Origin of the sequence: Pantoea sp. JK, assembly GCF_026130245.1 — a bacterium.
In the GTDB taxonomy this organism is placed as follows: domain Bacteria; phylum Pseudomonadota; class Gammaproteobacteria; order Enterobacterales; family Enterobacteriaceae; genus Pantoea; species Pantoea trifolii.
The window spans coordinates 484,974-507,094 of record NZ_JAINFN010000001.1 but is presented as its reverse complement, the minus strand read 5'-3'; the positions used below and the strand labels follow the sequence as shown (position 1 = coordinate 507,094).

The following is a 22,121-nucleotide window of genomic DNA, read 5'->3' as shown; positions in this document are numbered from 1 at the left end:
ATGACCAATTCGCCAGAAATATCGCAATAAAAAAGCCGCTATCACACGATAACGGCTTTTTTGCGTTGCGATGCGTAGATTACTTCACGCAGGCGGCACAGTTGTTATGAATCTGCTGGAAGAAGTCGTTGCCTTTGTCATCCACCAGAATGAACGCCGGGAAGTTCTCCACTTCAATTTTCCAGATCGCTTCCATGCCGAGTTCGGCATACTCCACGCATTCCAGACTCTTAATACTCTGCTGTGCCAGCACCGCTGCCGGGCCGCCGATGCTGCCCAGGTAGAAGCCGCCGTGTTTATGACACGCATCGGTAACCTGCTTGCTGCGGTTGCCCTTCGCCAGCATCACCATGCTGCCGCCGTTGGCCTGCAGCAGATCAACATAAGAATCCATACGACCTGCGGTAGTTGGGCCGAGTGAACCGGAGGCATAACCTTCTGGCGTCTTCGCCGGACCTGCGTAATAGACCGGATGATCTTTGATGTACTGCGGCAAACCTTCGCCGTTATCAATGCGCTCTTTCAGCTTGGCGTGCGCAATATCACGCGCCACGATGATGGTGCCGTTCAGTGACAAGCGAGTTGAGACCGGATAAGCCGACAGCAGCGCCAGGATCTCGCTCATTGGCTGGTTCAGATCGACATGCACCACTTCGCCTTCGCCCTGCTGACGCAGTTCTTCAGGAATGTAGCGGCCCGGATTGTCTTCCATCTTCTCAATCCAGATACCTTCGCGGTTGATCTTAGCTTTGATGTTACGGTCCGCAGAGCAAGATACGCCCATACCTACCGGGCAGGATGCGCCATGACGCGGCAGGCGCACCACGCGGATATCGTGCGCAAAGTATTTACCGCCAAACTGCGCGCCGAGGCCCAGCTCCTGCGAGGCTTTCAGCAGTTCTTCTTCCAGCTGAATGTCACGGAAAGCCTGACCGTGTTCATTACCTTCGGTCGGCAGCGAATCGTAATAGTGGGTTGAGGCCAGTTTGACCGTTTTTAGCGTGGCTTCTGCTGAAGTACCGCCAATCACAAACGCGATGTGGTAGGGCGGGCACGCTGCAGTACCCAGCGACATCATCTTATCGACCAGATAATTCTTCAACTTGGCTGGCGTAATCAGCGCTTTGGTTTCCTGATACAGATAGGTTTTATTGGCGGAGCCGCCACCTTTGGCAATGCACAGGAATTTGTATTCGTCGCCATCAACGCTGTACAGGTCGATCTGCGCCGGCAGATTGGTGCCGGTATTCACCTCTTTATACATATCCAGCGCAGCATTCTGTGAATAGCGCAGGTTATCTTCAATAAAGGTGTTATAGACGCCTTGCGACAGCGCCGCTTCATCGCCGCCGCCGGTCCAGACGCGCTGGCCTTTTTTGCCCATGATGATAGCGGTGCCGGTATCCTGACAGGTTGGCAGCACGCCTTTGGCGGCGATTTCAGAGTTGCGCAGGAACTGCAGGGCAACGTATTTGTCGTTCTTGCTGGCTTCGTCGTCGGCAAGAATTGACGCGACCTGCGCCTGATGCGAGGCGCGCAGCATGAAGGAAGCATCGTGGAATGCCTGCTTCGCCAGCAGCGTCAGCGCTTTGGGATCGACTTTCAGGACTTCTTCGCCATCGAAGTTGGCCACCGAGACGTAATCCGTGCTCAGCAGGTAGTATTCGGTATCATCTTTGGCGAGAGGAAAGGGATTCTGATAATAGAAGGGTTTGTTCGACATGTTGGCTCACTTAGCTTCGTGTTACCCGCCAGCATGACGGGCGACAAATTAGGCAGTCTGTTATTCGATTTTCTCTCGCCAGCCCTCCGCAGGGGCTGACTGGCGAGCATCATAACATTTTCACGGTAATGCGCGGCTCCGTTTTTAACATCGAAGCAACATCATCAGAACATCATCACCATCCATGGATAGGCGACAACCATCAGAAGAACCAGGAACAGCGCGCCGAAGATGGTGCCCAGGCGCCAGTAATCTTTGGTTGGCAGATAGCCGCTACCGTAATAAATCGGGCTTGGGCCGGTGCCGTACGGGGTGATAATGCCCATCACACCCAGAGAAACACACATCATTAAGCAGAATACCGGCATGTTGATGCCCGGGATTGAGGCGGCGATAGTCAGCATGGCTGGCAGCAGCGCGGTGGTGTGCGCGGTGGTACTGGCGAACAGGTAATGCAGCAGGTAGAAGGCGATTAACAGCACTACGGCAGAAACCTGAGGATCGTAACCGTGCAGCAGCATCGCGCCTTCTTTACCCAGCCAGGCGATGAAGCCGACGCGCGCTAAACCATCTGCCAGCGCAACCAGCGTGGCGAACCAGGCAAAGGTGTTCCATGCGGCTTTATTGCTGGTGATGTCATTCCAGTTCAGTACACCGGTCCACAGCATCAGCACGATGACTAACAGCGCGGCCATTGCCGGTTCAATCCAGGCGGTGGCGAAGATCCACATCATCAGCGCCGCAACCACAAAGCCCAGCAGCAGGATTTCATTACGTTTCAATTTACCGAGTTTTGCCAGCTCAGCAGTGGCCCAGCGCGGCACTTCGTCATTCACCTTCACTTCTGGCGGATAGAGCCAGTAAGCCAGCAGCGGCATGGTGAGAATCAGCAGCACGCCGAGCGGCAGGAAGGCGAGGAACCACATGCCCCATGAAATTTCAAAGCCCACCACGCTTTTTACCAGCGCCAGCGCCAGCAGGTTCGGTGCCAGAGCTGAAAGGAACATTGAACTGGTGATACAGGCGGCGGTGATGGCGACCCACATCAGGTAAGAACCAATCTTACGCGCGCTTGGGTCGTTGGGTTTTGAACCGTACAGCGGCGGCAGGTTAGCAATGATTGGATAGATGGTACCGCCACTGCGCGCGGTGTTGGATGGCGTAAACGGTGCCAGCAACAGGTCAGCGAAGGTAATGGCGTAACCCAGCGTCAGGCTGCGACGGCCAAGATACTTCACCAGAATCAGCGCCAGGCGACGACCGAACTGAGTTTTATCGTAGCCGGCGGCAAACATAAAGGCACCGAAGATCAGCCAGACCGTGGAGTTGCCGAAGCCGCTTACCGCCCATTTGAACGACTGCGCAGCGGTTTTGAACTTGGGATCCGCCAGTTCTGCCGGGCTAAACAGCACCCACTGGCTGAACAGCGCAATCACCACCACGCCGGTTAAACCGATAACGGCGCCCGGCAGCGGTTCGAAAATCAGTCCCACAATAACCCCGACAAAAATGGCGAAGAAGTGCCATGCGTAAGGTTCCAATCCCGCAGGAGTCGGCACCAGCAGCAACAGCACAGCCACAATAATTGGCAGGCACAACATTATCAGGCGGTTCTTTTTCTTCCCTGGTGCCGCGGGAGGCGCAGTAAGGGATTCACTCTGGGTTGTTTGTGTGTTCATAGTTTTGTCTGCAAGTTATGGAGAATGCGTATATACGCCCCGAACCAAGCTGGTTTTTTTAGTTGCAAAACTCTTTTAACAGATTAGTCGTGACATTTAAAACTGAGTTTTAATAAATCGCTATTAGCAAAATTCGATGCGCGAATTATCTATTGGATGTGCCTATGATGCGATTAATTAAAATATCTATTTTGATCCAGATCAATAAAATTTATTCGTGGTTTTTTTGCTTTAAGCATGCATGCCTTAATAAACGAACCATTAGGTGAAAATTAACTGTGTGAGGTGAATAAAACGGCACAAATCAAGCAAAAAAAAGAGAAAGGAGACGATTTATCTTTATGATAAGGCTGGATTTGTTTTAAATGTAAGGAAAAAGTTGATTTTTGTCAAGTCTTGGTTAAAACTTAGCTCAGCGCAACTTTCAGCAATGGGTATCAAATATTATTTCCATGCGTAAAACTTATATAACTAACGAATAAGGTTATGTAAGTAAATAAAATGGTATATTTACGCCATGAAATCGGACCACTCAAATAATTATAAATTTCTCCGAATCGCCAAAGAATTGAATACAAAGTTTCTTAATTCTGGAGTTGCTCATCATGAATACGCTCACCCCGATTCTTAATCCGCTTACGCTACCGAAAGGTGCGGTCCTTAAAAACCGATTGGTTATGGCGCCGATGACCACCTGTACCGGTTATTACGATGGCGGTGTTACCAGTGACCTTGTCGAATATTATCGCGTGCGTGCCGGCAGCATCGGTACCGTCATTGTAGAGTGCTGCTTTATTGATAACCGTGGACCTGCATTCCCAGGTGCGCTCGGTATCGACAGCGACAATAAAATCCCCGGTCTGGCGAAAATTGCCCACGCCATCAAATCGCAAGGCTCCAAAGCGGTTCTGCAGATCTATCACGGCGGCCGCATGGTGGAACCGGCGCTGATCGGCGGTAAAACCCCGGTCGCACCAAGCGCCATCGCCGCACCGCGTGACGGTGCTACCAAACCTCAGGCGCTGACCGCAGAAGAAGTGGATGTGATGATCACCAAGTTTGGTGATGCGGTGAACCGTGCGATCAAAGCCGGCTTTGACGGCGTGGAGATCCACGGCGCCAACACTTATCTGATCCAGCAGTTTTACTCGCCAAACTCCAACCAGCGCGACGACAAATGGGGCGGCAGCCGCGACAATCGCGCGCGTTTCCCACTGGAAGTGCTGGAAATCACCCACAAGATGGCGGACCGCTTTGCTGCGGCAGACTTCATCATCGGTTATCGCTTCTCACCGGAAGAATTGGAAGTGCCGGGCATCCGCTGGGACGACACGCTTTACCTGCTGGAGAAACTGGCGGAACGCGGTCTCGATTACGTGCACTTCTCGGTGGGACAGCTGCTGCGTCCGTCGATTGTCGATACCCAAGACCCAACGCCGCTGATCACCAAATACCTGGCGCAACGCTCTCCTAATCTGGCGAAAGTGCCGGTGATTGGCGTTGGCGGCATCGTCAATAAAGAAGATGCCGAGAACGCGCTGGAGCACGGTTTCGATTTAGTAGCAGTCGGTAAAGCCTGCATCGCTTATCCGGACTGGACCGATCGCGTCATCAAAAATCAGCACATGGAGCTGTATATCGACAGCACCAAGCGCGAAGAGTTGACCATTCCTGAACCGCTGTGGCGCTTCTCGCTGGTGGACGCGATGATCCGTGACACCAGCGATACCGGCCGTAAATACAAAGCGGGCGTCTATCAGGCGAAAGTGGAAGCCGAAGCGCTGAAGCTGAAAATCAACGTCACGCTCGACACCGACCGTATCACCGATATCTCGCTGGTGCCGGATCCAAGCCTCGACGTCGACTTCACCAGCACCTTCGAAAGCCTGCGTGAACGCATTCTGGTGGCGAACAGCCCGCACGTGGATGCCATCACTGGCGCTACTACGCAGAGTGAAGCGCTGAAAAAAGCGGTATCGCGTGCCATGACCACCTCAAGCAAAGAGTATGTGATTGAAGAGGGCGGTAACCCGAACGCACCGGTCAATTACGATGTGGTGGTGGTGGGCACCGGCGGCGCCGGTCTGGCGGCGGCGATTCAGGCGCATGACGATGGCGCACGCGTGGTGATCATCGAGAAGATGCCCACCATCGGCGGTAACACCATCAAAGCCTCGGTCGGCATGAACGCGGCAGAAACCCGTTATCAGAAGCTGAAAGGCATCGAAGACAGCAAAGAGCTGTTCTACGAAGAGACGCTGAAAGGCGGCAAATTCAAAAACAATCCGGTGTTGCTACGCGAGTTTGTTGAGCAGGCGCCCGAAGCGATTGAGTGGCTGGCAGCGAAAGAGATCGAGCTGTGTGATATCACCATCACCGGCGGCATGAGCATCGACCGTACGCACCGTCCGGAAGATCGTTCTGCAGTCGGCGGCTTCCTGATCAGCGGCCTGGTGAAAAACGTTAACCAGCGCAATATCGAAGTGCTGCTGGAAACCTCGGTAGCGGAAATTCTGGTGGAAAACGGCGCGGTCACCGGCGTGAAAGTGGTGGATGAGTACAACGACAGCCGCATTATCAATGCCAAAAGCGTGATTGTGGCGACTGGCGGCTTCAGTGCCAACCGCGAAATGGTGGTGAAATACCGCCCTGAGCTGGACGGTTTTGTTACCACCAACCACAAAGGCGCCACCGGCAGCGGCATCGCCATGCTGCAACACATCGGTGCGGATACCGTGGATATGGGCGAAATTCAGATTCACCCAACGGTTGAGCAAACCACCTCGTACCTGATTTCCGAAGCGATGCGCGGCGGCGGGGCGATTCTGGTGAGCCAGGCGGGCAAGCGTTTCTACAACGAAATGGAAACCCGCGACAAAGTGTCCGCTGAGATCATCGCACTGCCAGAGAAGAGTGCGTGGATCGTGTTTGACGAGCAGGTACGCGCCAACAACAAAGCGGCTGACGAATACATCGCCAAAGGTTTTGTCATCAGCGCACCAACGCCACACGAGCTGGCGGTGAAACTCAACATGGATCAGGAAGCGCTGCAAACCACGCTGGGTCGTTACAACGAGTTTGTGGCGAAGCAGGATGACGAAGACTTTGGTCGTAAAACCGCGCTGCGTCACCCGCTGAATAAAGGTCCGTACTTTGCGATTCGTATCGCACCGGGCGTGCACCACACCATGGGTGGAGTGACCATCAACACCGATACTGCGGTGCTGGATGCGCAGAAAGCGGTGATTCCTGGCGCATGGGCGGCGGGTGAAGTGGTCGGCGGCATCCACGGCGCCAACCGCATCGGCGGTAACGCGGTGGCCGACATCATCATCTTCGGTATCAAAGCCGGTCATAACGCGGCTAAACTGGCGTTAGGACACTAAGCTGTAAAGATGCCCGCCTTGTGCGGGCATCGTTTTATTTAGAGGCATGCAATGACCGCTGGCGTTTTTTCTTACTCTGCCGTTCTAATGGGTTCACCCATTCTGCTCAAATTGTTCGATGACAATCCCACGCTTGCCCGCCACGTCTTTCAACTGATCAAACAGCAGGAAAATCTGTTCACCGTAAATCGCGCTGAATCCGAAGTGATGTCGATCAACCACGCCGCTGGCCGTCATCCGGTAATCGTTAGCGAGCCCGTGTTTGCCTTGATCAGCGTGGCGCACGCGGTGAGTTTGCTGCCGGAGAGCGCATTCAATTTCACCATCGGCCCGGTGGTGAAGCGCTGGAAAATCGGCTTCCAGGGGCGCGCCGTGCCGCCTGCGCTGGAAATCGCCTCACTGCTGAAACTTACCGATCCGCATCAGGTGCTGCTCAATCCCGCCGATCGCTCAGTGTTTTTGCAACAGCCGGGCATGGAGATCGATCTCGGCGCCATCGCCAAAGGCTACATCGCCGATCGTGTGCAGGCGTTTTTGCGCCAGCAGGGCGTGCAGCAGGCGCTGATCAATCTGGGTGGCAATGTGCAGACGCTGGGATCGCCGCCGCACGAGCCGCAAGGTTGGGGCATTGGCCTGAAAAAGCCCTTTGGACGCGATGATGAGCTGTTAGGCGTGCTGCAGGTGCAGGGAAAATCGGTGGTAACGTCGGGGATTTATGAGCGCTACTTCGAACTGGATGGCCGCTGCTGGCACCATATTTTTGATCCGCAAACTGGCTATCCACTGGATAACGAACTGCTGAGCGTGACGGTGATTTCCGATCGCTCAATTGATGGTGATATCTACACCACGCTGCTCTACGGCATGGGCGTGGAGCAAGGGCTGGCTTATCTCGCTGACCAGCCCGACATCGACGCGGTTTTCGTTACGCGCGATCGGCAGATCATCTGCTCCTCGCCGCATCATTTCCACTTCCAGCAGCTCGATTTCGACTGGCAGCTGCGTTACTGACAGTATTGCTGCAGCAGCGAATGGTATTCCGGCTGCAGGCGATAGCGGTACACCGGACGACCGGTCGCGCCGTAGTGAATGCTGGTAAACAGAATATTAATCTGCGCCAGCCAAATCAGGTATTTACGGCAGGATACGCGCGAGATGTTCACTTCAGCCGCCAGTTCGTCGGTGGAGAATTCGTGTCCCGGATGCGCATCAATCCACTGACACAGTGTTCGCAGTGTTTGCGGCGTTAAGCCTTTTGGCAGGCGCTTGTTGTCGTGCTGCGTCGCCGGGCTGCCGTGAATCAGCAGATCCACATCCGCTTGCTGATAGTAATGCTGATTGTCCATCAGCGACTTCTTCTGCCGCCAGCCGGTCAGCGCCTCTTCAAAACGCGGGAACTGGAATGGTTTGATCAGGTAATCCACCACGCCGTAGTGCAGCGAGGTTTTAATATTCTCCGCATCGGCGGCAGACGAAATGATGATCACTTCTACCGCGCTCTGCGCCGTGCGCAGCTCCGGCAACAGATCGAGGCCATTCTCCTGCTGCATATAGATATCCAGCAGCACCAGATCGACCGCGGTATCGCTGTTGAACAGGATCTCTTTTGCCTGTTTCAAGGTTGAGGCGGTGCCACAACAGTGAAAGCCCTGAATTTGGCCGATATACGCGCGATTAAGCTCGGCGACCATGGCGTCATCATCGACCACTAACACATTGATCATGCGGATTGGTTTCCTCCATCCCAGGGAAGTTGGACTAAAAATTGGGTAAACACGCCGGGTTCTGACTCGACACTCACGCTGCCACCGATATTTTCGGTTTGCTGCTGCAGCAGAAACAGCCCGACACCACGGTTTTCACCTTTGGTGGAGAAGCCTTTTTCGAAAATGGTACTGAGATGATCGGCTTCAATGCCCGGACCATCATCACTCACTTCACAGGTCAGCCAACCGTTTTGGTAGTGCAGCATTATGTGAATCTCGCCTTCTACCTGCTCGCTCATTGCATCCAGCGCATTCTCAATCAGATTGCCGATCACCGTAATCAGCGCCGCCATCTGCTGCTCATTGCCGCTGTCGGGCAGGAAGCTGGCATCGCTGATGGTCAGGCGATGGCCGCCATCCGATGCGCGATTGATTTTGCTCAGCAAGAAACCGGCAATCACCGGCGACTTAATCTTATCGAGCAGGAAACCGATCTCCGTCTGGTAATTATTGGCGGTTTTGAGAATGTAGCTTTCCACCTGCGTGTAGTTTTTCATGTGCAGCAGGCCGAGAATCACATGCAGCTTGTTCATAAACTCGTGTGAGCGCTCACGCAGCGCATCGACGTAGTTTACCATGCCCGTCAGGCGCTGCATCAGTTGACTGATTTCCGTCTTGTCCCTGAAGGTACAAACCGCGCCGATAATTCGTCCCTGGCTGCGCACCGGCACGGTATTACTTAGCAACACGCGGCCATTCACATTTAACTCTTCATCACGCCGTGCGCGCCCGCTGTGCAGCACATCCTGCAGATGATGGTTGATCACCGAGGCATCGTAGATGCGGTCGCCACTGATGGTGCCCATCGAATCATTCAGCAGCGAGCGCGCCGCCTGATTGACCAGCGTCATCTGCGCCTGATCGTCCATTGCCACTACGCCTTCTTTCAGCGAGTTGAGAATCGCCTGGCGCTGTTCAAACAGGGTAGAAATTTCGTAGGGTTCAAGGCCAAACAGGATGCGCTTTAGCACGCGCACCAGCACAAAGGTGCCGATAGCGCCTGCAAAGGTGCCAATCAGGATAGTCCACAAGATGCTCCAGCGGCTTTGGTTTATCTGATCGGTAACGGCACTGAGTGAAATGCCCACTACCACGACACCAATCTGCTTATGCTGCGCATTATAGACCGGCGTATAGACGCGCATTGCCCGGCCCAGCACGCCTTGATTGACGGAGACATTTTCATGACCGCGTATCGCGGGCTCAATATCTGTGCCAATAAAGTGCTGGCCGATGAGTTCAGGATTCAGGTGCGAATAACGGATGGTATCCATGTTGGTCACCACCACAAACAGCAGGTTATTGCTCTCCTGCACGGCTTTAGCAATAGGTTGGATGCTGGTGGCATTTGGCGGCAATATCAGCGCGCGCTGAATTTCAGGAAATTTGGCCAACGTGCGCGCCACCGCCATCGCTTTGTCCTCCAGCTGCGCGCGGGTCGCGGCGCCAATCTGGAAGAAATAGAACATATGCACGCTGAGCAGCACCAGCACAATCACCGCGCTGAGCATCAGAGTGACCAGCGTATTGAGCTTCATCGGCTGCTTGCGCGCCGGAGACGTTTGCTTTGGTGGGGTCATAACGAACCTGAGGATAAATGGAGGTGAATATTATGGCTAAGCGACTGAAGAAGTAAATGGATTCTCATAGCATAAAAAATCGTGCGTAATGGTTATTGAGAGTGCTCTTGTAGGTTTGAACGGGTGGTACTGTTATTTTCTGTCAACTAATTCAGGAGATGGATAGTAGTTTACGGATAAATGACAAATTTCAATTTGCTGTGTTAACCCCATTTTTGTAGTCATTAATATATCCAATAATAGCTTTAATGCCTTCTTTGAAGCGTCATAACCGTTCTCGCCTGAACAAGATGATGAATTAAAAGAAAGGGGTTATCGCTTAACTTGAAAACTATTCATCAAAATTAAACAGTTAAGAAATTAGGTGCTAATGGATGAGTAACACTCAGAATAAATTATCGAAAGCTCGCCCACCAAGGGTACAAATTAGCTACGATGTGGAGACGGGCGGTGCACAAGAAAGTAAAGAGTTGCCGCTGGTTATAGGTGTAATGGGAGAGTTTTCACAAGCTGATACTCCGTTACGCGATCGTCAATTTACTAAAGTTGATAAGGACAACTTTAATGAGGTGATGAAAGGTATGTCACCAAAAACGGAAATGTTGGTAGAAAGCGTTTTGCCTGAAAATGAGGGTAAATTGGCAATTGAGCTAACGTTTAACTCCCTGGAAGATTTCTCGCCGGACAATATTGTTTCTCAGGTCGAGCCTCTTCGTAAACTACTTGCACTAAGAGAACAATTAAGCGATTTGCGCAATCGAGCAGCCAGCAATGAACGACTCAAAGAGCAATTAGTTGATTTACTCAATCAGCAAGCTGAGAAAGTAGATTTAAATACAGGAGGTGCGGAATGAGTGAAATGCTTCTCGCTGCAGATGATCGCAGCACCGCAGTATCTTCGGATTATCTTGATGCCATTATTGATAATACTAATGCCATTCGGAAAGAGACTGATCGTCCGAAGGTTAAAAGCCAATTAGATAGTTTTCTGGCTGAAGTTGCAACCGGCGCTGTTGTGATATCCCACGATCTGGTTGGGAGCATTGAACAACGTATTGCTGCTATTGATGAGTTACTCTCTAAACAAGTTAGTCATATTATGCATGCGCCAGAGTTTCAAAAGCTAGAATCTTCATGGCGTGGGTTGCATAAGTTAGTGCAAAGCAGCGTAACAGAAAATACACATGTCAGATTGTTCAATTGCAATAAAAAAGAGTTATTAAAGGACTTTAAATCAGCAGCTGATTTTGATCAGTCTGTACTATTCAAAGCCGTCTACGAAAGTGAGTATGGTACCTTTGGTGGATTGCCTTACTCTGCCTTTGTTGGTGATTTTGAGTTCGATAATACAGCTGAAGATATTATGTTGCTGGAGCAAATATCACATGTGGCTGCGGCAGCACATGCCCCCTTCCTCAGTGCGGCAAATCCAGGCCTCTTCGGTATGAACAGTTACAATGAAATGCCAAGGCCGCGCGATTTAAGTAAGTTATTTGAGACTTCAGATTACGCACGCTGGAAATCATTCCGCCAAACTGATGATTCACGCTATGTTGGATTAACGCTGCCACGAGTGATTGGCCGTCTGCCATACGGTGCCAAAACCATCACTATCGATAGTTTTAACTTCGAAGAAACGCATAACGAAAAAAATATCAATGAAAGCTATCTCTGGGTAAATGCTGCCTATGAGCTGGCAGGCCGTATGGTCGAAGCCTTTGAAGAGTATGGCTGGTGTGCTGCCATTCGTGGCGTTGAGGGTGGAGGTTTAGTTAAATCACTGCCTGCTCATAGCTACCGTGCCATGAATGGTGAGAGTGTTTTGCAGTGTCCGACAGAAGTCGCTATTTCAGACCGGCGTGAAAAAGAGCTCGCGGAACTGGGCTTTATTCCACTTATTTATTGCAAGGGCACCGACTATGCAGCATTTTTTGCCGTGCAATCAGTTAATAAACCGCGCAAGTACGATTCAGATTTAGCCAATGCCAATGCTCGCTTATCGAGCCAACTACAATACATTATGACCACCTCGCGGTTTGCTCATTATCTCAAAGCCATTGTACGTGACAAGATTGGCAGCTTTATGTCGAAAGATGAGTGCCAGCGCTATTTGCAAAAATGGATTAGTCAATATGTCACGGCTTCTGATGATGTGGGACCGGCAACTAAAGCCAAAAAACCACTACGCGAAGCGCGCGTTGATGTATTTGAAATTCCAGGCGCTCCTGGTAATTATCGTGCAGTCGCTTATTTGAAACCTCATTTCCAGTTAGAGGGCCTGACCCTTTCTTTACGTCTGGTGGCAGAATTGCCTGCATCAACCGGCGCTTAATTTTATAATAAGGAGTTATTTTTATGTCGACTAATACACTTTTTTTACATATCAAGGGTTTTACTGGCAACACACCGCCGAAAGATATTAAAGAGTGGATGCCACTTGAAGGAGCTTCAATGAACGTATTTAGCTCCGCTCGTATTGATGGCAGCAGTGGTAAAGTTAGTAATGATGGCGCTCCACATTTTGAAAATATTCCAATGACAAAGCGTGTGGATGAGCGTACACCTGCCATGACGGCTAAAATCGCTGAAGCAACAGAAATAGAAGAAGTGGTCATCAAGGTTATGACGAAGCTAGGCAGCGAAGATAAAGAATTGGTATGCTGGACCTTTAAAAAATGTCTGTTTGTTGCGCAAAATATTTCAGTGCAAAATAATGGTGGCGTTCCTTCTGAAGACCTTAGTATGACATATGGCTCAGTGCATTATAAAGTGTCAGTGCCTGTCGACGCTAAGAAAAATAAAGAGGGTGAGATGTCATGGAGCAACGTGGAAAATACTAAGCTTTAATTCCACCTTACAGGCACAGTTCGCTGTGCCTTGTTTATTAAAATATGAAATCATTATTGCAATGCTTGTCTGATGACATTCCTGAACAACCTGATGCGGCATGGGAAATACAAAGCAACTGGATATACGATGAACTCCGGATGCTTTTTGATTCCCGTCCACGCATGTCAGGCGCGAAGGATAATGACATACTCAAAGGCACTATATTAAATTATGGCCTGGATGAGAGCACACTCATTTGTGATAAAAAACAAACCAAAATTGAGATGGTGCAACAGCAAATCCTGGAGTTATTAGAACGCTTTGAAAGCCGACTCTCCGATGTTTCTGTTCACATTAAATCGACCCGCTCTCCGCTGGTAGAGTTTGTCATTCAGGCAAAATGGCAACATGAAACTTTGAAATACCTGCTTGTATGGGATGATGCGATGAGCATTTTTTATCTGAACGAAATGGCCTGATATTTATCATGATGAGAAAGTTGCTCTCATATTATCAGAAGGAACTCGAAACGCTACGCGAGCATGGCAAGGCATTTAGTCAGCTATTCCCGAAAGTGGCACGTCGGCTTGGGTTTTCTGAAGGCCGAACTGAAGATCCGCACATTGAGCGCTTGATCGAGTCATTCGCGTTATTGACTGCGCAAATTCATCAACGACTTGATGATGATATGCAGCAAGTCACGCATGGATTAATGCAAACGCTGGCGCCGCAGCTGGCACGCACTTTTCCATCGGTTTGTATTGTTCAGTTGCAACCACAACGCAAAGCCAGTGGGATGAGTGCCGTAAAAAGTCTCAAGGCAAGGTTAGCGCTCTCCTCACATCCCATCGATGGTCAGGTGTGTCAGTTTGAAACGCTTTATCCCGTTGCGCTTTGGCCTGCGGATTTGACTAGCGTGGAGCTCGCATTGGATGCTAACGATTCCTTGTGGGAATTATCGCTGCATTTTTCAGTCTGGCCAGGTGCTACAGTCGAAGACAAGGCAGTGCGTCTGCATTTGCATGGTAGCGCCAATCATGTCAACACAATGTATGCCCTTATTGGTTCTGAACTACGCCAACTCACGGTCATACATAATGGTCAGCATATTGATCTGCCGGTAAAGATGGTACGCGAAGTAGGGTTTGCTGATGATGAGGCTCTATTTAATCGCGATTCTCGAGTTGCTGCCACACACAGTCTGCTGCACGACTATTTGGTGTTTCCTGCGAAGTTTCACTTCATTGATATCTCATTACCTGAGGGGTTTACCGCTACGGCTGAAACGCCGTTTACCCTTCACCTGCAATTTAATCGTTGTACCTTGACGCAAAAACTTGACGAACTTTGTATGCCAGTCCGTCAGGATTTCTTTCGCCTCAACTGTACTCCTGCCATTAATCTCTATTCACGTCGTGCGGAGCCAATCAACCTGCGTCCGCACATTGCAGAATATCCGGTGGTTGTGGATGTGCGAGAGCAGGGCGCGAGTTTCACCTGGTCGATTGATCGGGTTTACATCCAGCGTACACAAAACCATCAGACCACTTCGATACCCGTCTATGCCTTATTAGGATTGGATCAGGCAAATGTTGATGCTCAAAACGGTTTGTTTTGGCAACAACTGCAGCAAGAGGCTAGTAACCTTGAGGTAAGCAGGCAGCAGTGCCGCATTGCCTTTGCCGATCGTGGTGGAGATACCTTGTTACCTGAAGGCGACGTCGCACTCTTGGACGTCACCTGCCATAACGGCAATCTCCCATGTCAAATGGCAAATGGTGATCCGCGCGGGGATTTTACTGCCGAATTACCGTTAGCAGGCGTGACAATACATGCATTAACACGACCCACTCATCAACTTGCGGCCCCTGGCCACTCTAGCCTGCGTTGGCGTTTATTGTCTCAATTGACGCTTAATCACATCACCTTAAGCGGACCACAAGGTTGCAAGGTGTTGAAAGAGACGCTGGCGCTCTATGACTTCAGCCATAACCGGGCGATGGAACCTTTGGTTAATCATATTTGCTCGTTAGAAGTGAACACAGTAAATGCGCGCCTGGTGGCCAGCGATCCGCACTCGCTTGCTCGTGGCATTGAAATTGAGCTGACTTTTGCCGCCGATGCAGCCACTGAGAGTGAATACTTCCTGTTTTGCCGTTTTCTTGACCATTTTCTCGGCCTCTATGCTCCAGTGAATAGCTTTTCACGGCTGGTAACACAAATCAGCAGTGAACAGAGCACGCGTTATGTCTGGCCGGTACGAGCGGGGAGGCTTTCATGGATTTGAATCGCCATGCGCACCAACAGGATTTTTATCAACAGGTCAGAGCCCTGCTAAAACAGCGCGCGCTGACAGTGCCGTCAAACAAAGCGCAACTGCTTGATGAAGCCATGAGCTTTATTTCGCCGTTGTCACTCGATGCGCCGGTCGAGGATATTGGCAGTCTTACTGTGCGGCAAGATGGTCGCCTGGAAGTTGAGGTGATGACGCAGGGGCTAACTGGCGCCGTTGGTGCGTTGCCAGCGGTGTATACGGAATGGCTTACCGAGCGTCACTACCGTTATGGCGATCGAGCGGGTAAGGCTTTTTTCGATATGTTTACCCATCGCTTGCAGTGTCTGCGCTATCTGGCCTGGGAGAAATATCACTATTACGCTTTTGCCGAATTACGTGAAGCGATGCCTTTGGCTGAGGCAACACAGGCACTTTGTGGCGTATTGCATGAACCCTCAGTGCTCAGCAATGGCCGCTACGCCTCGCTACTGGCACCGGCTGTCCGCTCGATGGTTAATCTGGAGGCGTTACTCAAGCATGCCTTTGCAGTGCCAGTGAGAATTACTCCTTTCCAGCGCCAGTGGCGTCATGTCGATATTAACGAATGTTGTCAGCTTGGTAATGTTGAACGTTCATTGGCGGATGCCCCTATGCTCGGCCAGCAGTGTTGGGAGCAGCAAAATACTTTTCGCCTGCAGCTCGGGCCATTGAATGCACATCAGGCTATGCGCTTTTTCCCTGGTGAGCGTGAGCTCGTCACATTGAGCAACTTGGTGCATACCTATCTCGGCCCAGGACTGGAGTTTGATATCGAACTGGAGATAACCCAGAACGAAAGCCGCGCGACCCAACTTAACAATAGTCAATTAGGGCGTAATGCCTGCCTGGGAGATAAGCCAGGCCCGGATGTACGTCGCTTGTGTATTCCCAAGGAGTTAACCCGTTGTCTACATTAATGAATCAACAAAAACGCTTTATCGGTTGGGAAGGGCCGGTGGCTAATGAGTGGGTTTTAATCTCTCTGGAAGGTGAAGAGGCGATTTCCGAACCCTTTTGCTGGCACGCTTGCTTCACGACGCCGGCAGGTATTGATCCAGCTGCCTGGTTAGGTAAAACAATTGCCTGCCGCATTGGTGAAGACGATACCCAGCGCTTTGTTCATGGCGTGTTGATGCATCTGGAGCAGCAGCACGATCGTGATGGTAAGCACTATTTTCGCGCCACAATTGAACCGCAACTGGTCCGAACCCGACACTGTCAGAATATGCGTGTATTTCAGCGAACTAACGTACCTGATTTGGTACAGACAATGTTGAAAGAACATGAAATTACCGATGTAAGTTTGAGTTTGAGTGACAGCTATCCGGAACAGGAGTATTTCATTCAATACCGCGAAAGTGACTTCGACTTTATCCATCGTCTATTGGAAAGCGCGGGAATCAATTACTTCTTTGTGCATCAGAAAGACAAGCACCAGTTGGTCCTGGCCGATCACGAAAAAGCCTGGCCCGTCTCCGCTGTCGCCACACTGCCGTTCCATCCAGTGGCAGGCGTGCAAGAACATGCCGGCGTGAGTGGCTGGACGGTACAACAGAGCGTTACCACGCCGGTAACATCCCCTTTGAGTAATGCAGCGCAATGGCCGATCGCGGGTTTCTCTCACTTGGATGCCAACGGTGAGCAAGAAAAAGCGCGGCAAAAACAGCTGGGCCAATTACACCAGCAACGTAGCGAACTCAACCAAAAAACCTTCAAAGGTGAGATGAATGCGTTCTGGCTAGCGGCGGGCGAGCATTTCGACCTGAGTGCACATCCTACAGCCAGTGCTCGCTATGGCATCCAACGCATCAATCTCAGCGCATCCAGTAATCTGACGTCAACGAGTGAGTTCACCTGCTCAGTTGTTTGTTGGCCACTGTCACAGCCATTGCGACCAGCAAAAGTGACATCAGTGCCTTCAATTACCGGCATGTTAACCGCCACGGTTGTTGGCCCTGATTCTGAGGAGGTGCATACCGATGAACAAGGCCGTATCAAAATTCAGTTCCCATGGGATGAAGAAAATGGCCGCGATGACAGTAGCTCATGTTGGATTCGCATTGCCCAACCTTGGGCTGGAAGCAAGTTTGGTGCCATGTTTCTGCCACGTATTGGCAGTGAAGTGTTGGTGAGTTTCCTGCAGGGACATCCTGACTATCCCATTGTCATCGGCTCAGTCTATAGCGATCTCAATCCGCTGCCCTTTGCCTTACCCGATGAGAAATTGCACAGCGGCTTTGTTTCCCGCAGCAGTCCGAAAGGAGAGATTACCGAAGGACATCGCATTGTATTTGACGACAAAAAGGATGCGGAAAAGCTAATTGTTAGCTCGCAAAAAGATTGGCATCTGAAGGTATTAAACGATAGCGAAACAGAGATTGGTAACGATCTCACGTTAACGGTTGCCGCAAACCGACGCAGCGAAATTACCAAAGGTAATGATCTTCTGACGCTGAAAGAGGGGAATCGTGAAGAACTGCTTGAGAAGGGGAATTATCGGCTCTCCCTCAGTGACGGCGACTATGCCTGCAACGTGAAGGGAAACCAAACCATTACGGTTAAAGCGGGCGATCAGAAAACCACGATTACCGGAGGCGGTAGTCAATTTAAGGCAGATAAGGCTTGTGTAATCGAATCCGGTGAGTCGATTACGTTCAAAGTAGGCAGTAATGAAATTGCCTTAACGTCGTCGGGCATCACCCTCAAAGTGGGCGGCACGGAAATGTCACTCACTGCCTCTGAGGTTAATCTAAAAGCAGCCACACTGGCGCTACAGGCACAGGCGGAAGTTAAGGTGGCAGGTGCCAAAGTGGATGTGAAAGGCAACGCCATAGTCACCATTGATGGTGGTTTGGTCAAAATTGGCTAAGGAGGGATAAGAAGATGAGCCAGCCTGCAGCAAGAGTCGGCGATATGCATATCTGCCCAATGATGATTCCTGGCCCGGTACCGGTTCCTCATGTTGGCGGGCCTATCAGTGGGCCAGGCATCGCGAAGGTGTTGATTGGCGGCCTACCCGCCGCCACGGTCGGTGATATGGCTGTTTGTAGCGGCCCGCCCGACACTGTCGCTAAAGGCAGCAGCAAAGTGTTGATTGGTGGCAAGCCCGCTGCACGCATGGGGGATTTGTGTGCCCACGGCGGTTCTATTGTGGCGGGATGCCCAAAGGTTTTAATTGGATAACAAGCAATGAACAGAGAGATAAAATTTAATATTGAAGCGCTATTGCAACCCATTTCCGGTACCAATGCTGCGGGTGAAGAGCTCGAAAATGAGATGATTTATGAGCGAATTCGTCAGGCCCGCATTAGCGATCCAGATTTTCTGCCGCAGGATGAGTGGTCCAGCGCACCTCGTAAAGCCGATTGGGGCTTGGTCGCCAGACTTAGTGAAGAGGTGCTGATCAATCAAAGTAAGGATTTACAGATCGCTTGTTGGCTGGCGGAAGCCTGGGTTCATTTACATCAGAGTGCAGGTTTGCGCGCGGGTATGGAATTGATCGATGGTTTTCTACGTCAGTGCTGGCCCCAGTCATGGCCCGCATTAACCGAAGATGGCGCCACGTTTCGCCACGGCATGTTGATCCGTCTTGATCGTGACCTAAGTCAGATACTGAAACTTAAGCCCTGGCTCCATGCGATGCAAAGCAGCCTCTTATGGTGGCAGCAGGTACTCAGTTTCGAGCATCAGGGGCATCAGTCTGTGGAGGATGAGCAGCAAGAAGATTACAGCATGGCTGCCTTTATCCAATGGGCCAGTAAGCAGGATGCCTGTGAAGTTGCGCGCGTTATGGCTGATGTGGAAGCCAGCCAGCAATTAATTGTGCAGGCTGAGCACAGTTACACAGTCCTTAAGTCTGAGTCTGAGGGGGCATTATTTGCCCAGAGTCACGAGATATTAGGCGACGTGTATGATTTTCTCATGCGCATTCATAGCCATACCAGTTCACAACAGGATGAAGTCATGAACCTGAATGTGTTGAACGAGCCAGCCTCAACAGAGCCACAATCCGTCAGGCAGCCACAAGTGATGTCCCGCGATTTAGCTATTACTCAAATGTTGACGATTGCACATTTCTTCCGTCAAACCGAGCCATCCAGCCCAGTACCGATGTTAATGGAGCGCGCAGCTCGTTGGGCAAATATGCCGTTAAGCGAATGGCTCGTAGAGATGGTAGGCGATGAAAGAAGCCTGCAGGAGATCAATTTTGTTTTACATGGACCGTCACGATGAGAAGCAAAACCCTTTGGGTATTAGCCGCAACGCTATTAGTTCTATTGATTTCGGGCTGCAGCCACGACCCGCAAGCCAAAGAACAAGCCATTGTAAACGTGCCTTCATCTTATGCTGAAGGCGCTATTAGTCTGCATCTCATCGCTGAACCGCAGATGAACGCGTGGCAGGAGATGCCCAATAGCGTCACGGTGATAGTCATTCAGGCCGCGTCCAGCAGCCAGTTAGAGGCAGTGCTCCAGAGTAGCAGTGAGATACGCGCATTATTTCATGGTGCTGCTGCACATCCGCATCTCATAAAAACGGACCGTTATACCTTAATGCCAGGGCAGCAACACACACTGCATATCGACAGGGCAGAAAAGGTTCGCCAGGTCGCTATTATCGCCGGATATTACCCCTTCCCATCTGAAGGACATATCGCACGATTTGCAATTCCCGTGGATGCAACACAACCATTCTGGTGGCGCTCTGACTGGCAAGCAACATTGTCACCATTATCACTTTCAATCACTTTGGGTAAAAGCAGTATTGTGAGAATCAATGGTGCGGAAAATTTAAATAAAAAAGCACCAGAGACGACTAGGGGAAATTAAATGCTACCGGAACAGCAAGCTATTTACTGGTATTCAGGACTCTATTTACAACCGCAGCATTTTCAGGCTGCTGAGTTATATCAAGGTTGGCAGCATAGCCGTCATTTTACTTTGGCGAACGCCTGGAACGAAGGCGTCATCGATTATCGTCTCAATGACGATGCATTAATTGACTTTACCGCAGAAATTAAGCAGCTACGCATTATCCTTCCTGATGGAACTTATCTGGAATATCCAGGGAATTGCCAGATTGAAAAAAGAAATTTTCGTCAAGCATGGAAATATCGCGATCGTCCCTTTGCGTTATGGCTGGCGCTGCGCAAATTTGAACCACAACGACAAAATGTAAGCATGGCAACCGATGACCAGCCCGCCGCCACCCGTTGGGTAAATTGCCGTGACGAACACATGATGAAGGATGTGTATCACCAGGGGCCAGAAACCAGCGTGCCGCACATCACGTATAACCTCCGCCTGATGTGGGATGAGGAGCAGCAGGAAGCGGTTGATTACCAATGTTTTCCTTTAGCTCGTTTCCATTTTGATGGTCAAAGTGTGATGCATGATGGTGATTTTATCCCCGCCTCAGTGACATTGGATGGGGCTTCCGCGCTGCGTAAGCGCATTGATCACCTCTATTATGAGCTGAGCAATAGAGCGCGTAGCCTCGAAGAGTTTAAACGTACCGAGCGCTTAGTCGGCAGCGAGGAACGATCTGAATCGCTCGTTCAATTACTGGTGATGCGTTCACTCAATCGGGTTTTACCCCTGCTGGCACTCTATCGACAGGCTCCGCGCATTCATCCTTCGCAAGTGTATGCACAACTTGCGCAACTGATTGGCGAGCTCTCTTCCTTTAATGACGACTGTAACTTTAGTGGCGAATGGAGTCACGGTGATGATGCATTACGATCCTATGATCATCAGGATTTAGCGGGCTGTTTTGACAGCGTCCGACGTGTATTGATGGCATTGCTCGATAGTCTGGCACTGGAGGAAAATGCTTACATCCCGCTGCAACGTGACGAGCAGGAAGTGTATTGCTCGCCACTGGATCGTCAGCAAATTGAACAGGCTGAAGCACTCTACTTACTGGTGCGTTCACCGCAATGGGGAGCTAACAGCGATATTTCCGCAGCAGTGCAAGCCATGAAGCTGGCATCACGATCTACCCTGGAAGCGTTGATCCAGCATGCATTACCTGGTGTTAAATTGACCTTGTGTCATCAGCCGCCACGCGGCATGCCAAAACGGGCAGATTCGCGCTATTTACTCATCGAATGTCAAAGTGAGCTATGGCACCGCATCGTAGTAGAGCGTCAGTTGGGTTTTTTCTGGTCGCAGGCACCCACCGATCTGCAGGTACAGCTAGTCTGTAAGGTGGCCAAATGATGCATCTGATTAACAGTTATCAACCCCTGGTGCGTTGGGTTTGTCAATTTAATCAGCCAGAGGTGATGGCACTTGAATTTGCAACGTTTCGCCAGCAAACCGAAGCGCATTTTGCTGATGCACTCTGCACTGCTCATGAATCAGGCCTCGGCGATGAGGATTTAGACAACGCGCGATTTGCCATGGTGGTGTGGTTTGATGAGATGGTATTGCGTTCATCTTTAACCGTTAAGCAGCAGTGGCGCAATACGTTACTGCAAACACAGTGGTACAACACAGTCATTGGTGGTGAGGAATTTTTTTCTCGTCTCGATGGGCTTACCGAAAAGCAAAAAAACGTGCGGATGGTTTATTTGTACTGTCTGTTAATGGGATTCCACGGTAAATATCATTATCAGGATGCCAGCCAACTGGTTGAGAGAATCCGTAATGAACGCCAGTTCTTACCTGCTGAATGGTCAGACTGGCCAAATAATGCTGCTATCACCCCATTAAATGATCGCAACGACAATAACATCTTTGAGGGTTATCGCCGTCTGCTGAGAAATAAATACGCCCTGATAATCATTCCCGGCATCTGCTACGCCATGAGTGGTTTATTACTTAGCTTTAGTTGAATAAAA

Annotated in this window: 18 protein-coding genes; 14 read left to right on the top strand and 4 right to left on the bottom strand. The window is 50.6% G+C overall.

Translation table 11 applies throughout. From position 1 onward, the window contains the following. Positions 1-79: 79 nt before the first annotated feature. Positions 80-1,723 (bottom strand): class I fumarate hydratase FumA, encoded by a 1,644-nt coding sequence (gene fumA / locus PanJK_RS02430; RefSeq protein WP_008102761.1) that lies wholly within the window; start codon positions 1,721-1,723, stop codon positions 80-82. Between the two features lie 164 nt (positions 1,724-1,887). Then, positions 1,888-3,402: an anion permease gene (locus PanJK_RS02425; protein ID WP_293798172.1), complete on the bottom strand. Its 1,515-nt coding sequence runs from the start codon at positions 3,400-3,402 to the stop codon at positions 1,888-1,890. A gap of 605 nt (positions 3,403-4,007) precedes the next feature. On the opposite strand from PanJK_RS02425, the gene PanJK_RS02420 reads away from it, so the two are divergent. Then, the gene (locus tag PanJK_RS02420) at positions 4,008-6,788 is read left to right on the top strand and encodes a flavocytochrome c (protein WP_265297046.1); all 2,781 of its coding nucleotides are present in this window, start codon (positions 4,008-4,010) and stop codon (positions 6,786-6,788) included. Between the two features lie 51 nt (positions 6,789-6,839). After that, positions 6,840-7,799: an FAD:protein FMN transferase gene (locus PanJK_RS02415; protein ID WP_265297045.1), complete on the top strand. Its 960-nt coding sequence runs from the start codon at positions 6,840-6,842 to the stop codon at positions 7,797-7,799. On the opposite strand, the gene dcuR is transcribed toward PanJK_RS02415, so the two are convergent. Continuing rightward, the gene (dcuR, locus tag PanJK_RS02410) at positions 7,793-8,512 is read right to left on the bottom strand and encodes a two-component system response regulator DcuR (RefSeq protein WP_008102769.1); all 720 of its coding nucleotides are present in this window, start codon (positions 8,510-8,512) and stop codon (positions 7,793-7,795) included. The two genes, PanJK_RS02415 and dcuR, sit on opposite strands and share 7 nt — an antisense overlap. Continuing rightward, entirely contained in the window at positions 8,509-10,134 is a 1,626-nt protein-coding gene (locus PanJK_RS02405; RefSeq protein WP_265297043.1) for a sensor histidine kinase, read from the bottom strand. The genes dcuR and PanJK_RS02405 overlap by 4 nt, the downstream gene beginning before the upstream one ends. 374 nt (positions 10,135-10,508) lie before the next feature. On the opposite strand from PanJK_RS02405, the gene tssB reads away from it, so the two are divergent. From tssB to PanJK_RS02345, 12 genes are read left to right on the top strand one after another with little or no spacing between them, the layout of a single operon-like run. After that, positions 10,509-10,988: a type VI secretion system contractile sheath small subunit gene (gene tssB / locus PanJK_RS02400; RefSeq protein ID WP_137385600.1), complete on the top strand. Its 480-nt coding sequence runs from the start codon at positions 10,509-10,511 to the stop codon at positions 10,986-10,988. Continuing rightward, positions 10,985-12,466, top strand: a complete 1,482-nt coding sequence (gene tssC, locus PanJK_RS02395; protein ID WP_265297042.1) for a type VI secretion system contractile sheath large subunit — start codon at positions 10,985-10,987, stop codon at positions 12,464-12,466. The genes tssB and tssC overlap by 4 nt, the downstream gene beginning before the upstream one ends. A gap of 23 nt (positions 12,467-12,489) precedes the next feature. Next, the gene (locus tag PanJK_RS02390) at positions 12,490-12,981 is read left to right on the top strand and encodes a type VI secretion system tube protein Hcp (RefSeq protein ID WP_265297040.1); all 492 of its coding nucleotides are present in this window, start codon (positions 12,490-12,492) and stop codon (positions 12,979-12,981) included. Between the two features lie 44 nt (positions 12,982-13,025). Then, positions 13,026-13,442, top strand: a complete 417-nt coding sequence (locus tag PanJK_RS02385) for a GPW/gp25 family protein (RefSeq protein WP_265297039.1) — start codon at positions 13,026-13,028, stop codon at positions 13,440-13,442. Positions 13,443-13,450: 8 nt separating this feature from the next. Then, complete coding sequence (gene tssF / locus PanJK_RS02380; protein WP_265297038.1) at positions 13,451-15,250, top strand: type VI secretion system baseplate subunit TssF; 1,800 nt, start codon at positions 13,451-13,453, stop codon at positions 15,248-15,250. Continuing rightward, positions 15,241-16,194, top strand: coding sequence for a type VI secretion system baseplate subunit TssG (tssG, locus tag PanJK_RS02375; RefSeq protein ID WP_265297037.1), 954 nt, complete (start codon positions 15,241-15,243; stop codon positions 16,192-16,194). The genes tssF and tssG overlap by 10 nt, the downstream gene beginning before the upstream one ends. Continuing rightward, positions 16,182-18,146, top strand: coding sequence for a type VI secretion system Vgr family protein (locus PanJK_RS02370; RefSeq protein WP_265297036.1), 1,965 nt, complete (start codon positions 16,182-16,184; stop codon positions 18,144-18,146). Before tssG ends, PanJK_RS02370 begins: the two co-directional genes overlap by 13 nt. 14 nt (positions 18,147-18,160) lie before the next feature. After that, complete coding sequence (locus PanJK_RS02365; protein WP_265297035.1) at positions 18,161-18,460, top strand: PAAR domain-containing protein; 300 nt, start codon at positions 18,161-18,163, stop codon at positions 18,458-18,460. A 6-nt stretch (positions 18,461-18,466) separates the two neighbouring features. Continuing rightward, positions 18,467-19,510, top strand: coding sequence for a type VI secretion system protein TssA (gene tssA, locus PanJK_RS02360; protein WP_265297033.1), 1,044 nt, complete (start codon positions 18,467-18,469; stop codon positions 19,508-19,510). Continuing rightward, positions 19,507-20,106: a type VI secretion system lipoprotein TssJ gene (gene tssJ / locus PanJK_RS02355; protein WP_137385608.1), complete on the top strand. Its 600-nt coding sequence runs from the start codon at positions 19,507-19,509 to the stop codon at positions 20,104-20,106. The genes tssA and tssJ overlap by 4 nt, the downstream gene beginning before the upstream one ends. Further along, complete coding sequence (gene tssK / locus PanJK_RS02350) at positions 20,107-21,498, top strand: type VI secretion system baseplate subunit TssK (protein ID WP_265297031.1); 1,392 nt, start codon at positions 20,107-20,109, stop codon at positions 21,496-21,498. Continuing rightward, complete coding sequence (locus PanJK_RS02345) at positions 21,495-22,115, top strand: DotU family type IV/VI secretion system protein (RefSeq protein ID WP_265297030.1); 621 nt, start codon at positions 21,495-21,497, stop codon at positions 22,113-22,115. The genes tssK and PanJK_RS02345 overlap by 4 nt, the downstream gene beginning before the upstream one ends. Positions 22,116-22,121: the final 6 nt, after the last annotated feature.